The 14904-nt window shown below is 62.8% G+C and carries 12 protein-coding genes and 1 pseudogene; 6 read left to right on the forward strand and 7 right to left on the reverse strand.

Annotated elements, in window-relative coordinates; translation table 11 throughout:
* The 3 genes and pseudogenes from NKJ15_RS17195 to NKJ15_RS17205 all read right to left on the reverse strand — a co-directional run.
* Positions 1 to 211 (reverse strand): annotated as a pseudogene (locus tag NKJ15_RS17195) (S-(hydroxymethyl)glutathione synthase); the annotation flags it as partial.
* A 20-nt stretch (positions 212 to 231) separates the two neighbouring features.
* Positions 232 to 504, reverse strand: coding sequence for a hypothetical protein (locus NKJ15_RS17200; protein ID WP_352451332.1), 273 nt, complete (start codon positions 502 to 504; stop codon positions 232 to 234).
* Positions 501 to 1628 carry an S-(hydroxymethyl)glutathione dehydrogenase/class III alcohol dehydrogenase gene (locus NKJ15_RS17205; protein ID WP_352541895.1) on the reverse strand — a complete coding sequence of 376 codons (1128 nt, stop codon included), beginning with the start codon at positions 1626 to 1628 and terminating at the stop codon, positions 501 to 503. Before NKJ15_RS17205 ends, NKJ15_RS17200 begins: the two co-directional genes overlap by 4 nt.
* Before the next feature lie 212 nt (positions 1629 to 1840).
* On the opposite strand from NKJ15_RS17205, the gene NKJ15_RS17210 reads away from it, so the two are divergent.
* Both NKJ15_RS17210 and dnaE read left to right on the forward strand, forming a co-directional pair.
* Positions 1841 to 3853: an acetyl-CoA carboxylase biotin carboxylase subunit gene (locus NKJ15_RS17210; protein ID WP_352816377.1), complete on the forward strand. Its 2013-nt coding sequence runs from the start codon at positions 1841 to 1843 to the stop codon at positions 3851 to 3853.
* Between the two features lie 574 nt (positions 3854 to 4427).
* Positions 4428 to 7955 (forward strand): DNA polymerase III subunit alpha, encoded by a 3528-nt coding sequence (gene dnaE, locus NKJ15_RS17215; RefSeq protein WP_352816379.1) that lies wholly within the window; start codon positions 4428 to 4430, stop codon positions 7953 to 7955.
* A 14-nt stretch (positions 7956 to 7969) separates the two neighbouring features.
* Here dnaE and NKJ15_RS17220 read toward each other — a convergent pair whose 3' ends face one another.
* Entirely contained in the window at positions 7970 to 8851 is an 882-nt protein-coding gene (locus NKJ15_RS17220) for a DMT family transporter (RefSeq protein ID WP_352816381.1), read from the reverse strand.
* Positions 8852 to 9024: 173 nt separating this feature from the next.
* Here NKJ15_RS17220 and NKJ15_RS17225 point away from each other — a divergent pair, with 173 nt between their 5' ends.
* On the forward strand, positions 9025 to 9531 hold the full coding sequence (locus tag NKJ15_RS17225) for a hypothetical protein (protein WP_352471786.1): 507 nt from the start codon (positions 9025 to 9027) through the stop codon (positions 9529 to 9531).
* Positions 9532 to 9681: 150 nt separating this feature from the next.
* On the opposite strand, the gene NKJ15_RS17230 is transcribed toward NKJ15_RS17225, so the two are convergent.
* Positions 9682 to 11010, reverse strand: coding sequence for a DNA polymerase IV (locus NKJ15_RS17230; RefSeq protein WP_352816383.1), 1329 nt, complete (start codon positions 11008 to 11010; stop codon positions 9682 to 9684).
* A gap of 68 nt (positions 11011 to 11078) precedes the next feature.
* On the opposite strand from NKJ15_RS17230, the gene NKJ15_RS17235 reads away from it, so the two are divergent.
* Positions 11079 to 11654, forward strand: coding sequence for a GNAT family N-acetyltransferase (locus NKJ15_RS17235; protein WP_352471783.1), 576 nt, complete (start codon positions 11079 to 11081; stop codon positions 11652 to 11654).
* Between the two features lie 96 nt (positions 11655 to 11750).
* Positions 11751 to 13331, forward strand: a complete 1581-nt coding sequence (locus NKJ15_RS17240) for a hypothetical protein (protein WP_352816385.1) — start codon at positions 11751 to 11753, stop codon at positions 13329 to 13331.
* 9 nt (positions 13332 to 13340) lie between these two features.
* Here NKJ15_RS17240 and NKJ15_RS17245 read toward each other — a convergent pair whose 3' ends face one another.
* Both NKJ15_RS17245 and NKJ15_RS17250 read right to left on the reverse strand, forming a co-directional pair.
* Positions 13341 to 13994, reverse strand: a complete 654-nt coding sequence (locus NKJ15_RS17245; RefSeq protein WP_352816387.1) for a hypothetical protein — start codon at positions 13992 to 13994, stop codon at positions 13341 to 13343.
* Positions 13991 to 14290 carry a DUF3572 domain-containing protein gene (locus NKJ15_RS17250; protein ID WP_352502452.1) on the reverse strand — a complete coding sequence of 100 codons (300 nt, stop codon included), beginning with the start codon at positions 14288 to 14290 and terminating at the stop codon, positions 13991 to 13993. The genes NKJ15_RS17245 and NKJ15_RS17250 overlap by 4 nt, the downstream gene beginning before the upstream one ends.
* Before the next feature lie 217 nt (positions 14291 to 14507).
* Here NKJ15_RS17250 and NKJ15_RS17255 point away from each other — a divergent pair, with 217 nt between their 5' ends.
* Complete coding sequence (locus NKJ15_RS17255) at positions 14508 to 14879, forward strand: response regulator (protein ID WP_006334976.1); 372 nt, start codon at positions 14508 to 14510, stop codon at positions 14877 to 14879.
* Positions 14880 to 14904 lie beyond the last annotated feature (25 nt).

The raw sequence follows: 14904 nt of genomic DNA on the forward strand, positions 1-14904 counted from the left end.
CGTTTGTACCGGCAACCGCCACGACCGAGAACAGCGCGCCTTCCGGCTTCCAGCATTTGGTGCAGCCGCAGGCATGGTTGTGGGCGATCTGGCCCTTGACCTTGACCTTGACCGGGTTGCTGGTGCAGGCGCAGACCAGCGTGCCGCCGGCAAAGTCGGCCTTTTCCCGTGGCAGTCCATTGTCGATTTTAGGATGCAGTTTTTCCGGCATTTTTGTCTCCTCCCTTGGTTCTATGCTGGTTCCGTTTCGATTACCGCTTCATTCTCCATACGGTGTTCTTGCTTGACGCGCTCTACCACCTTGAGCGCCTTACTCAGATATGTATCGCGCACGAGAAACGATATTTCTTCTCTGCCGCGGTCGATCTCATCGAGGTCGATGCGAACGCGGTTGTTATTCCTAAGCGCTACCCAAAGATGTTCGCCGAATTGCCAGCTCTGCATACTGAGCGACTCGCTGAAATTCGGATATCGGATCCGAACCCGGATCAGTACCTCCTTCAATAGACTACCACGCTCCTGATCGACTTGCCTTCATGCATCAGGTCAAAGCCCTTGTTGATGTCCTCGAGCTTCAGCGTGTGGGTGATCATCGGATCGATCTCGATCTTGCCGGCCATGTACCAGTCGACGATCTTCGGCACGTCGGTGCGGCCGCGCGCGCCGCCGAAGGCGGTGCCCATCCAGGTGCGGCCGGTGACCAGCTGGAACGGCCGCGTCGAGATCTCCTGGCCGGCGCCGGCAACGCCGATGATGACCGACTTGCCCCAGCCGCGATGCGACGCTTCCAGCGCCTGCCGCATGACTTTGGTGTTGCCGGTGCAGTCGAACGTGTAGTCGGCGCCGCCGATCTGGTCGGCGCCGCGCTTGGTCATGTTGACGAGATGAGCCACGACATCGCCGTCGATCTCCTTCGGATTGACGAAATGCGTCATGCCGAATTTCTCGCCCCATTCCTTCTTGTCGTTGTTCAGGTCGACGCCGATGATCATGTCGGCGCCGGCAAGGCGCAGGCCCTGGATGACGTTGAGGCCGATGCCGCCGAGGCCGAAGACGACCGCGGTCGCGCCTTGCTCGACCTTGGCCGTGTTGATCACAGCACCGATGCCGGTGGTGACGCCGCAGCCGATGTAGCAGATCTTGTCGAACGGGGCGTCGGCATTGACCTTGGCCACCGCGATCTCGGGCAGCACGGTGAAATTGGAGAAGGTCGAGCAGCCCATGTAGTGGAACAGCTTGTCCTTGCCGATCGAGAAGCGCGAGGTGCCGTCCGGCATCAAACCCTGTCCCTGCGTGGCGCGGATGGCGGTGCACAGATTGGTCTTGCGCGACAGGCAGGACGGGCACTGCCGGCATTCCGGCGTATAGAGCGGGATGACATGGTCGCCCTTCCTGACCGAGGTGACGCCCTTGCCGACGTCGACGACGATGCCGGCGCCCTCATGGCCGAGGATCGCCGGAAACAGGCCTTCCGGGTCGGCGCCCGACAGCGTGAACTCGTCGGTGTGGCAGATGCCGGTTGCCTTGATCTCGACCAGCACCTCGCCATCGCGGGGACCTTCGAGGTCGACCTCCATGATCTGCAGCGGCTTTCCGGCGGCAACGGCGACAGCGGCGCGCGTTTTCATCAGGCAATCCTCCCAAGGCAGTCTGCAATCCAGGTTAGATTTAACTTACCATTCAGCTCTGCGCTATGCACGAAGCGACGTTCTGACCCCGGATTTTCGTCAGCGCCCGCCGTTTGCATGCGGGATAGGCTCCGACTTTGCCTTGACCGGCCCCCTGAAGCCCATAAAACGGGAGGTCCGTAAAAGAAGGGCAGCCGAGGGACGAGGCCTGCATGTTCACAAAGATCCTGGTCGCCAACCGTGGCGAGATCGCCTGCCGCGTGATCAAGACGGCGCGCAAGATGGGCATCGCCACCGTCGCGGTCCATTCCGACGCCGACCGCGACGCCGTGCATGTCGAAATGGCCGACGAGGCGGTGCATATCGGGCCTTCGCCGGCTGCGCAAAGTTATCTGGTCGCGGAAAAGATCATCGCCGCCTGCAAGGCCACAGGAGCAGAGGCCGTGCATCCCGGCTACGGTTTCCTGTCCGAGCGGGCATCCTTCTGCGAAGCGCTGGAGCAGGAAGGCATCGTCTTCATCGGCCCGAAGCCCAAGGCCATCAAGGCGATGGGCGACAAGATCGAATCGAAGAAGTTCGCCAATGCGGCCAAGGTGTCGACGGTGCCCGGCTGGCTCGGCGTCGTCGAAAACGCCGCCCATGCCGAAAGAATAGCCGGCGAAATCGGCTATCCCGTGATGATCAAGGCTTCAGCCGGCGGCGGCGGCAAGGGCATGCGCATCGCCTGGAGCAAGGCAGAGGTGCGCGACGGCTTCGACCGGGCGCGGTCGGAGGCGAAAAGCTCGTTCGGCGATGACCGCGTCTTCATCGAAAAATTCATCGTCGATCCGCGCCATATCGAAATCCAGGTGCTCGCCGACGCGCATGGCAACACGCTCTATCTCGGCGAGCGCGAATGCTCGATCCAGCGCCGCAACCAGAAAGTCGTGGAGGAGGCGCCGTCCCCCTTCCTCGACGCCAAGACCCGCAAAGCCATGGGCGAGCAGTCGGTGGCGCTGGCCAAGGCCGTCGACTACCAGAGCGCCGGCACGGTCGAGTTCATCGTCGACAGCGACAAGAACTTCTATTTCCTAGAAATGAACACGCGGCTGCAGGTCGAGCATCCGGTGACGGAACTCGTCACCGGCATCGACCTGGTCGAGCAGATGATCCGCGTGGCAGCCGGCGAAAAGCTCGCCATCAAGCAGAGCGACGTCAAGCTGAACGGCTGGGCGGTGGAAAGCCGCCTCTATGCCGAAGACCCGTATCGCAACTTTCTGCCGTCGATCGGCAGGCTGACGAAATACCGGCCGCCGGAAGAGGGAAAATTCGGCGAGGTCGTTATCCGCAACGATACCGGCGTTACCGAAGGCTCGGAAATCTCGATGTTCTACGACCCGATGGTCGCCAAGCTGTGCACCTGGGCGCCGACACGGCTGGCGGCGATAGACGCGATGTCGGAAGCGCTGGACAGTTTCGTCGTCGACGGCATCGAGCACAACATACCGTTCCTGGCGGCGCTGATGCAGCATCCGCGCTGGCGGGAAGGGCGGCTATCGACGGCGTTCATCGCCGAGGAATATCCCGACGGCTTCGCGCCCATTGTGCCGAACAACGAAGAAAACGCGGTGCTGGCCGCGATCGCCACCGCAGTCGAACTGCTGCGCCGCGACCGGCTCGACCGGCTGGGCGGGCGGCTGGCGCCGCATTCGGGCGCCTTGAAACGCGATTGGGTGGTGAAGATCGGCCGGGATTATCTTTCGGTTGCCATCGTCGAAGGCATGATTTCCATTCCGATGGAGCTCGACCTCACAATCGACGGCGGCAAACCGCTGACGGTGGCATCCGACTGGCGGCCGGGCGATCTCATCTGGCGCGGCACGGTCGGCGGCCGCAAGGTCGCGGCGCAAGTCAGGCCGGTGCTGAACGGGTTCCGCATCGCCTGGAAAGGCATCTCGGTGACAGCCCGCGCCATGCTGCCGCGCACCGCCGAACTCGAAAGGCTGATGCCGGAAAAAGTGGCGCCGGATACCTCGAAGATGCTGCTATGCCCGATGCCCGGCCTCGTCGTGTCGATTGCCGTTGCCGAGGGGCAGGAGGTCAAGGCCGGCGAGACGCTGGCCGTGGTCGAGGCGATGAAGATGGAAAACGTGCTGCGCGCCGAGCGCGACCTCATCGTCTCGAAGCTCAACGCCAGGCCAGGCGACAGCCTTGCCGTCGATGCGGTGATCATGGAATTCGCATGAGGCCGTACCCGCCCTCGACGCTCTGTCTGAAGTTGGCGGGACAGCGCGCGCCTCTGTCCTGCCGGATATCTCCCCCTCAAGTGTCCCTAAAGTGGGGAGATTGGCAGCTTCGGGGCCTAGCTCGCTCCTGCAAAGTTGGAAATTGGCGAAAGCCGAGATGATGGCTAATCTCCCCACTAGAGGGGGAGATGTCCGGCAGGACAGAGGGGGGCGCGAAGGAACGCGACCTTGCAATCCTCTGGATACGCTCTCGGGAGACGGACAACTCGAATTTTTCCCCGTCGCGCCGTATTTTGTTCTTGCTTTGTGCCGGCAGCTATGCTATTAATTTGGCTATGGTGCTAATTGGCTCCAACGACCCGCCCGCCGAGGCGGGTTTTGTTTGTAGCCTGAGGTTGGCGGGACAGCGCCCCTCTCTGTCCTGCCGGACATCTCCCCCACAAGGGGGAAATTGGCAGCTTCGGCGGTTGCTCTAAACCTCCAAAGCTCTAATCACTAGCGCTGGACTCGTGCTACCCGGCGCTCGACAATACAACTTCATCGACTGAGTCCCTTCAGGCGGCGCGAAAAAACCATGGCGGATGAAAGACTTCCACGCGATCCCTTGCTGCGCGAGGCCTATGCAAAGGCGTCGCGGGCGGAGGCGGCGGCGCGTCGATTCATTCATCTGCGCGTGCATTCGGCCTATTCGCTGCTCGAAGGTGCCTTGCAGCTCGGCAAGATCGTCGGCCATGCGGTGCAGGACGAATGCCCGGCAATCGCCGTCACCGACACCAACAATCTGTTCGGCGCGCTGGAATTCGCCCAGAAGGCGGTAAAGGACGGCATCCAGCCGATCATCGGCTGCCAGATCGACCTCGCCTTTTCCGGCGAGGCGAGCGACAGCCAGCGCGACCGCAGGCGGCAAGGACCGGAGATGCGGCCGGTCGTCCTGATCGCCGCAACCGAGGCCGGCTACGGCAATCTGGTCAGGCTGGTCAGCCGCGTCTATCTCGAGACACCGCCCGGCGAAGCGGTGCATCTGACGAGCGAGATGCTGCAGGGCCACACCGACGGATTGATCTGCCTTACGGGCGGACCGGGCGGTCCGATCGGCACTGCCTTGAAACAGGATCGCCGCGAACTCGCCGAGACCCGGCTCTCGGCGCTCAAGAGCCTGTTCGGCGACCGGCTCTATGTCGAGCTTGAGCGGGTCTCCGGCTACGACCGCGCCATCGAGCAGTCGTCGGTCGACCTCGCCTACCGCCACGATCTGCCGCTGGTTGCCACCAACGAGGCGTTTTTCTTCTCTCGTGAAGACTATGAGGCGCATGACGCCCTGATCGCCATCGCCGAAGGTTCCGTGGTTGCGGCCGACAATCGCCGCCGCCTTTCGCCCGACCACTTCCTGAGAAGCCAGGCCGATATGGCGAGGCTGTTCGCTGACCTGCCGGAAGCAATCGACAACACCGTCGAGATCGCGCTGCGCTGCTCGTATTACCCGAAGACCCGCAATCCGATTCTGCCGCGCTTTGCCGGCCGCGATGTCGCCGACGCCGATGCTGCGGTCAAGGCGGAGGCGCAGGAGCTTGCCAGGCAGGCGCATGAAGGGCTGGAGGCGCGGCTGGCGGCGCACGGGCCGACGCCCGGCTATACCGTCGAGCAATATCGCGAAAGGCTGGATTTCGAGCTCGGCGTCATCGAGAAGATGAAATATCCGGGCTATTTCCTGATCGTTGCCGACTTCATCAAATGGGCCAAGGCACAAGGCATTCCGGTCGGCCCGGGCCGCGGTTCGGGCGCCGGCTCGCTGGTCGCCTATGCCACGACCATCACCGACATCGATCCACTGCGTTTTTCGCTGCTGTTCGAGCGCTTCCTCAATCCCGACCGCGTGTCTATGCCCGACTTCGACATCGACTTCTGCCAGGACCGGCGCGAGGAAGTCATCCGCTACGTCCAGCAGAAATACGGCCGCGACCAGGTTGGCCAGATCATCACCTTCGGCACGTTGCAGGCGCGCGCGGTGCTGCGCGACGTCGGCCGCGTGCTGCAGATGCCTTACGGGCAGGTCGACAAGCTGAGCAAGATGGTGCCGTCGAACCCGGCCAATCCGGTCAAGCTCGCCGACGCCATCGCCAACGAGCCGCGCTTTGCCGAAGAGGCGGAGCGTGAGCCGATCGTGCAGACGCTGCTCGATACGGCGCAGAAACTGGAAGGTCTTTATCGGCACGCCTCGACGCACGCCGCCGGCATCGTCATCGGCGACCGGCCGCTGTCGGAGCTGGTGCCGATGTACCGCGATCCGCGCTCGGACATGCCGGTCACGCAGTTCAACATGAAATATGTCGAGCAGGCCGGGCTGGTGAAATTCGACTTCCTTGGCCTGAAGACGCTGACGGTGCTGGACAGGGCCGTCAAGCTGATCCGCCGCCGCGGCATCGAGATCGATCTTGCCCACATTCCGCTCGACGACCCCGAAACCTACGCCATGCTGTCGCGCGGCGAGGTGGTCGGCGTGTTCCAGGTGGAAAGTGCCGGCATGCGCAAGGCGCTGATCGGCATGCGGCCCGACTGTATCGAGGACATTATCGCGCTGGTCGCGCTCTACCGGCCGGGGCCGATGGAGAACATACCGACCTACAACGCCAGAAAGCACGGCGAGGAGGAGATGGCGTCGATCCACCCGAAGATCGACCATCTCGTCAAGGAGACGCAAGGCGTCATCGTCTACCAGGAACAGGTGATGCAGATCGCGCAGGAGCTCTCCGGCTATTCGCTGGGCGAAGCCGATCTGCTGCGCCGCGCCATGGGCAAGAAGATCCGCGCCGAGATGGACAAGCAGCGCGAGCGCTTTGTTTCGGGCGCGGTCGAGCGCGGCGTCGGCAAGCCGCAAGCCGACTTCATCTTCGACCTGCTGGCAAAGTTTGCCGACTACGGTTTCAACAAATCGCATGCCGCCGCCTATGCCGTCGTCTCCTACCAGACCGCCTATCTGAAGGCGCATTACCCCGTCGAATTCCTGGCGGCATCGATGACGCTCGACATGGGCAATACGGACAAGCTCGCCGATTTCCGCCAGGATGCGCTGCGCCTCGGCATCGAGGTGGTGGCGCCGTCGGTCATGACGTCGTTCCGGGATTTCGAGGTCGGCGAGAACCGCATCTTCTATTCGCTGGCCGCGCTCAAGGGCGTCGGCGATGCGGCGGTCGAGCACATCGTCGCCACGCGCGGCGAAAAACCCTTCAAGAGCCTCGCCGATTTCTGTGAAAGGGTCGATCCGAAGATCGTCGGCAAGCGCGTCTTCGAAAGCCTGATCATGGCCGGCGCGCTCGACTGCTTCGGTCATGACCGCGCGGCGATGATGGCCGGCGTCGAGCGGATGATGGGGCTGGCGTCGCTGGCGCAGCAGAATGCCGTCACCGGCCAGCATGACATCTTTGGCGCCTCGCTCGGCGCACAGTCGCAGGCGCTCAACTTGCCGGCGACCGATCCCTGGCTCGCCGCCGACCGCCTGCACCGTGAATTCCAGGTGGTCGGGTTCTATCTCTCGGCGCATCCGCTCGACGAATACAAGGCGGCGCTGCAGAAAATGCGGGTGCAGACCTGGGGCGAGTTTTCGGCCGCCGTCAAACGCGGTGCTGCCGCCGGCCGGCTCGCCGGCACGGTGACCACCAAGCAGGAGCGCAAGACGCGCACCGGCAACAAGATGGGCGTCGTGCAGTTCTCCGACACCTCCGGCCAGTATGAAGCGGTGCTGTTTTCCGAGGGGCTGGCGCAATACCGCGACCTGCTCGAACCCGGCCGCTCGGTGGTGATCACCGTTTCGGCCGAGGACAGGCCTGAAGGCGTCAATCTGCGCATCCAGACCGTGCAGTCGTTGGAGGAAGAGGCAAGCCGTATCCAGAAAGCGTTGCGCATCTTCGTCAGAAATGACGCACCGGCATCGACAATCCAATCGCAGCTTGGCCAGCGTGGCGACAGTCAGGTGAGCATCATCGTCATCAAGGAAGGCGGCGAGGGCGAGGTCGAGATCGAGTTGCCCAACCGCTACCGCGTTTCGCCGCAGATCGCGTCGGCGATGCGGGCGGTGCCGGGCGTGGTCGAGGTGGAACTGGTCTAAGAGTTAGCGCACGCTTATGAAGCGGCGATCTCCGCCGGTTGCGGTGCTCTCCGCTGCAGATTGAGCAGATTGCCGAGCAGGATCAGCAGGGCGCCACCGGCGGTGAAGGCGTCGATCTGCTCGTGATAGAGCAGCCATCCGATCACCGCCGACAGCGGCACGCGCAAAAAGTCCATTGGCGAGATGACCGTCGCATCGGCATAGACAAGTGCGCGGGCCATGCAGAAATGCGACGACATGCCGGTGAAGGCGATGAGCAGGATCCACGGCCAGAGTTCAAGCGGCGGGTTGCGCCATTCGTAAAGCGCCGGGACGAGGCCAAGCAGCGACTGGATGATCAGCATCCAGAAGATGATGCGCACGACGCTGTCCGTCCGCGTCAGCGATTTGACGAGGACCACCGAGACGCCGAAGCAGACCGCGGCTCCCAGCACGATAACATGCCCCGGATTGACCGCGCCGACGCCCGGACGCACGATGATCACAACGCCGATCAGCCCGAGCACGATCGCCGCCAGCCGTGGCCGGGACAGCCTTTCGCCGAGGAAAGCGACGGCCAGCAAAGCGGTCCAGATCGGCGTCGTGAATTCGATCGAGATCAGTACCGCAAGCGGGATCAGCGTCAGGGCGTAGAGCCAGGCAGCCTGGCCGGTATAGTGGACGACGTTGCGGGCGATATGAGCCAGCGGGCGTCCGGTGCGCATCGCCGCAAAACCGCCTGACATCATGACCAGCGGCAACAGGATGAAAAAGCCGATCACCGAGCGCAGCTCGAGCACCTGGAAGACGTTTAGTTCGGCCGTCGTGGCACGGCCGGCCACCGACATCGCCAGGAACGAGGCGATCGACAGCGCCATCCAGAACGCGGCCTTGGGGATCGAGGGTGCGGGTGCCATGCGGCTATGTCGCAAGCCGGAGCGCTCATCGCAACCGCTAGCCGACGCATTCGACTGGGCCAGCCGCGCAGCGTTGCAAACAGTGATGTTGAAGCCGGAACCCGCCGCTGAGGGGAGCGTTGGTCCCTCAGTGTTTGCGTGCTGTGTTTTGGATACCAACGAGGAGCGGTCCGATGAAATCACTTGCACGATTTGTACTTGCCGGCTGCCTGACGGCCGGGGCCGGGGCAGCGCATGCCGACGATCCGGATTTTCTTCGCTCATTCCAGGGGAATTTCGCCGGCAAAGGCATCGTCAAGGTGACCACCGATGCGCCGACGGTGAATGTCTCCTGTCATTTCAATTCCGACGCAACGTCGAGCTCGCTGTCGCTCGACGGCAGCTGCCGCGGTCTTATCGTGGTAACGCGCGCCATCAGCGCCGATCTCAAATCGAGCGGGACGAAATACACCGGCACCTATGTCGGATCGCGCACCGGGCCGGCGCAATTGAGCGGCAGCCGCTCCGGCAACGCAATCAATCTCGGCATCCGTTGGGCCAAGGAGGTCAATGGCGATCGCAAGGCGCAAATGACGGTCGAGAAGAACGGCGAGAATGGCATGCGGCTGATCGTCGTCGATACCGATCCGAAAACCGGGAAGAGTGTGGTGACCACCCGGATCGATCTGCAGCGCACGTGACTGGGGCAAGTTGATATTCAGGTGAGGCCGGCCTGCGAAAAGCGGTTTCCTGCGCATCCAGTGCTCACGTACTCACAAGTGCGCTCCGCTCCGGTTCTCGGAAACCACCCTTCTCGACTCGGCCTGACCTGAATCTCAAACATGCCGGTATCATTCCTCGACCGGTTCGGGCGGATGGGCATCGCGGCCCTTGCCGAAGGTATAGCCGGTTTCCACCGCCCTGCGGCCGAACTTGCCGCGCAGCGTGTCGATGGCGCCTTCGGCCATGGCGCGCTTGCGTGACTGGACGTCGACCAGGTCGGGCGGGTCCGCCCGGTCATCGTCGGAGAGATCGCTGACGCCAATGCCGAGCAGCCGGTATTTCGTGCCATCCGCTTCCTTGCGCAGCAGCTCGAGCCCGGTCTGAAAGATGCGGTCGGCCAGCCGGGTTGGATCGCCGAGCTGGCGATTGCGCGTGCGGATCCTGAAATCCTGCGTCTTCAGCTTGAGGACGACGGTGCGTCCGGCAATTCCGGATTTCTTCAGCCGGGCCGAGACTTTTTCCGACAGCGCCCTCAGCACCGAAACCAGTTCGTCGACGGAGGCGATGTCGGTATCGAAAGTGGTTTCCGCCGAGACGCTTTTCGCGTCCTGGTCGGGAACGACGCGACGGTCGTCCTCGCCGCGCGAAAGCCGGTAGAGCCGGTCGCCCATGACGCCGTAGCGGCGCATCAGATCGCCACGTTCCATACGCTGCAACTGGCCGATGGTGCGGATGCCGTCGCGCTCGAGCGTGGCGGCAAAGGCCTTGCCGACCCCCCAGATCAGCGTCACCGGCTGCTCGGCCAGGAAGCCGATAGCCTCGGCCTCGCCGATCACCGAAAAGCCGCGCGGCTTGCGGAAGTCCGATGCCACCTTGGCCAGGAACTTGCAGTAGGAAAGACCGGCCGAAACGGTGATGCCGATCTCCTTTTCCACGCCGAGTGCGAAGCGCGCCAGGACCACCGCAGGCGGCAGGCCATGCAGGCGCTCGGTGCCGGCGAGGTCGAGAAAGGCCTCGTCGATCGAGAGCGGCTCGACCAGCGGCGTCAGCGCCTGCATCATGGCGCGCACCTCACGGCCGACGCGGACGTATTTTTCCATGTCCGGCGGCAGGATCACCGCTTCCGGGCAGGCTTCGAGCGCCTTGAACATCGGCATTGCCGAGCGCACGCCGTGGATGCGGGCAATGTAGCATGCGGTGGAGACGACGCCGCGCTTGCCGCCGCCGATGATCAATGGCCGGTCCTTCAACGCCGGGTTGTCGCGCTTTTCGACCGCCGCGTAGAACGCGTCGCAATCGATATGGGCAAGGCGCAGCCGGTAGAGCTCCGGATGGCGGGCGAGCCGTGGACTGCCGCAGCGCTCGCAACGGCGTGCCTCGCCGCGCTGAAAACTCAGGCAGTCGCGGCAAAAACCGTGTTCGGGATTGTTGACAGGGGCCGCCATCGCTGCGAACATAAAGAGAACAAATGCAATGGTACGTCAGGACGGATGCCACGACAAGGCGGTGGGCCGGGAGAGAGCTCATGAATACGACCATAGCGCCGCTAGTGCCCGAGCTTTGGGCGGATTTCGAAGATCTTTTCGGTAGGCAAGGCGCCTGCTACGGCTGCTGGTGCACACATTTCCGGCTGTCGCCCGCAGCGCGCCGCGCGAGCAACCGGGAGCGCAACAAGGACCACATCAAGGCGCGGATCGAGGCCGGGCCGCCGCCGGGCCTGTTGGCCTTCGAGGGTGGCCAGGCGGTCGGCTGGATGCAGATCGGCCCGCGTGCCGACGTGCCCGAATGGAACAACCAGGGCAGGGGGTCGGCGCCGATCGACCCCGCCGACGCCAGCGATCCGGGCGTCTGGGCGATCTCCTGCTTCTTCATCCGCACCAAAGCACGCGGCAAGGGCCTGTCGCACCGCCTGGTCCAAGGCGGCATCGAGTTCGCCCGCGAGAACGGCGCGCGGCTGATCGAGGCCTGCCCGATCGACCTGTCGAAGGATTCGCGCTCGATCGGGCTGTTCGTAGGCTCGTCGCGGGTCTTCGAGAAGGCCGGGTTCCAGCGATTGGTCGAACGTAAGCCAGGCCGACCGCTGGTGCGGCTGGTGCTTTAGCCGGATGCGCTTTTGGCCTACAGCCGGCGTCTTGCCGCTGTAACGCTGTTTCACTAATACAAGCAATGATTTGGCCCGAGACAACGGAGAATCGACGTGAAGCGTGTATTGCCACTTGTTCTCGCCGTCGCGTTTAGCGCGCCCGCTTTCGCCCAGACCGTCGACAGCCAAGGCGCGAAGAAGCTTACCGATGATCTGGCACATTATTTCGGCAGGCAGGGTTTCGATATCGGGCTGGTGAAAATCACTGCCGACGGCGATGCGTACAAACTCGCCGTCGATTTCAAGCCGCTCGTCGCTTTGCTGTCGAAACAGGATTCCTTCAAGTTCGACGTCACGCCTTACGACATGCGGGTCAAGCCGCGCCAGGACGGGCAGTGGGACGTGTCGGCGGATACGTCGCTGAACGGATCGTTCGATTTCAAGGGGCCTCAAGGGCCGCAGCACATCGACTTTTCGGTGTCGAACAACAAGTTCACCGGTGTGTATGATCCGGCCCTGGTGGCCTTCGTCAGCGCCACGGGGTCAATGGACGCTATGACGATGAAAACCCGGGAGCCGAAGCAAGAGGCCGATGTCTCTGCCGGTGCCGGCACCGCCACGCTAAATTCGACGAAATCGGCGAACGGCGGCATCGATTTCACTGTCGCGGAAAAGATCTTGAATTTTGCTGAAGTCCTCAAAATCAACGATCCCGAGCGAGGGTTGAATTTCCCGGTCACCCTCAATGCGCCGGAACTTTCGGTGCATGCAAACGGCAAGGGTGTTCGGACAAAGCCGTTGATGGATCTGCTTGCTTTTGCCGTCGCTAATGAAAACGAGGCGAAACTGAAAGTAAATCAGGCGGAACTTAAGTCACGTCTCCTTGCGGCGTTGCCTGTCTGGGAAAGAATCGACGGAACGTACGCCTTCAATGATTTCGCAATTGAGAGCCCAGTCGGCAAGTGGGGTGCGAAGCAGTTGGATTTGGCTAGCGGCATGGATGGCGTCTCCCAGAACGGCAAAATCAACTATGGGATCAAAGCCTCCGGTCTGACGATCCCCCGGCAATTGCTGCCCGCCTGGACTGGTCCACTGGTGCCGACGGATATCGACCTCAACTTCGGCGGTGCCAATATCGATCTCGACACGATGGCGAAGAAGGCGATCGAAGCCTTTGATCTCAATAAGAATCCGCCGTTGCCGGGGGAATTCGGCAAGGCTTTGGTCGCCGATTTCAAGGCCAAGAAACCCAAAGTAATCCTCGGCCACTCGACCGTGAAGAATGGCGACGTCGAAGTCGCCATGGAAGGCGAGATGACTTTCCCGGGCGGCGAAAAGCCTGATGCGACCGTGACCGTCGCTGTGGCCGGCTACGACAAGATCGTCGATGCCCTGAAGGAAGGCGCCAAGAGCGATGAGCAGATGGCGCAGGCCTTCCCCTTTGCGCTGGCCGTCAAAGGTTTTGGCAAGACGCTGCCGGATGGCCGGCTGGAATGGGTGATCAACACCAAGGCCGATGGGTCCGTTGCGATCAACGGCGCCATGCTGAAGGGACCGGATGAAGTCCAGGACGACAGCGCCGGCCAGGATGACAACTCGGGCGATGATGGCGCGAATGGAACGGACAATTCGACCGGGGGCGAGGATTCGGACGGCGGCGACAATGGCGGGGCAGGACCGAAGCTGCAGCCCTGAGCGCTCGCATTAAAGCCCCAGAGCGCTCGCGATCTTCGGCGCGGCGTCGCGCCAGTCTTCGACGACTCTGACGCCGTCCGGCGGCGGCGGCAGGAAAGCGCGCAGCGAATTGTCGGCCATCAGATGGAAGAGATACGCATCGGCGACCGAGTTCTGCACCGACACAAGATTGGACGGCTGATCGTCGACGAAAGCGACCGGGCGGCCCTTGTTGCCGCGCAATTTGGCCACCGCCGGTCCCTTGGCCATTTCGGTGGTCAAAAGCGGGTAGGGCAATCCGAGCGCGTCGAGATGCGCACGGCGCACCACGCGGTGCTTGTGCGGCATGGCGGTTAGCAGAACGATCTCGGCGCTGTCGCTAAGCGCTGCAAGAGCATCCTCGGCACCGTCGGTGATGCTTTGCCAATCGGCCTGGGCGTCAAAGAATTCCCCCAGAAGTGCCGTAACCTCGGGCTGTTCGATCAAACGGCCGCTCGCCGTTTCGGTGATGTTGCCGGTGAGGCGGAAGGAAGCCAGCGTCAGGCCGAAGCCGCGCGATTTGAGGAAATGCGGAAACGGCCGGATGAATTCGAGCACGACGTCGTCGACGTCGAGCACCAGCATCGGCCGGTCGTCGGCGGCCAGCTCCTCGATCTGCCGCGCCGTCTCGGGATCGTCGCTCATACCGAATGCTCATGATTGTCGTCGCCGAGCGGCAGCGCCCGCAATGCCTTGCCGACTGCGGCGGGCGGCGTTCCGGTCTCCTCGGAAAAACGCATCAGCGTCGGCTCATGGGCAAGGATGAACTGCAGCACGCCGGCCAGGAATCCCGGCTCGCCTGCCGCCCGGCGGATGGAATGGGCTTCGATGCCGGTGATCGCCAGGAAGCGGGGCAGAAGTTCCGGATCGGCGGCGACGAAGCCCAACGCCTTTACGGCAATGGTTTCCGCTTCCTCGCGCATTGACGCTGCGTTTGCCATCGCTACCTTCCTTCATGGGCGGAATCGTTCTGTTTTCGCAGTAGTGGCAAGTGTCGCCGGCAGCAAGCTCGCCCACCTGGAATCCGAACGCTTTTAGGGCGGCCGGTTTGCGTTTCGTCAATCATATTGCCGTATAGTGGGAACAGGTTTGGTGCGTGCCGACAAGGGGCGCATGACGGCACCCTTCGAGTGGAAGGTCAGCCGGGACGGGAAATCGATGCCAAAGAAGGTTATGATCGTCGAAGACAACGAGCTCAACATGAAGCTCTTTCGCGACCTCATCGAAGCGAGCGGCTACGAGACGGTGCGCACACGCAACGGCCTGGAAGCGCTGGATCTGGCGCGGCAGCACAGGCCGGACCTCATCCTGATGGACATCCAGCTGCCGGAAGTGTCGGGCCTCGAGGTCACCAAATGGCTGAAGGAGGACGATGATCTCCACGTCATCCCGGTCATCGCCGTCACCGCCTTCGCGATGAAGGGGGACGAGGAGCGCATTCGCCAGGGCGGCTGCGAGGCATATATCTCCAAGCCGATCTCGGTGCCGCGTTTCATCGAAACCATCAAATCCTACCTGGGCGATGCCTGATGTCCCTTCTCAGCCGAGCCGGAGC

Origin of the sequence: Mesorhizobium sp. M0207 (genome assembly GCF_040321995.1) — a bacterium.
Classification (GTDB): domain Bacteria; phylum Pseudomonadota; class Alphaproteobacteria; order Rhizobiales; family Rhizobiaceae; genus Mesorhizobium.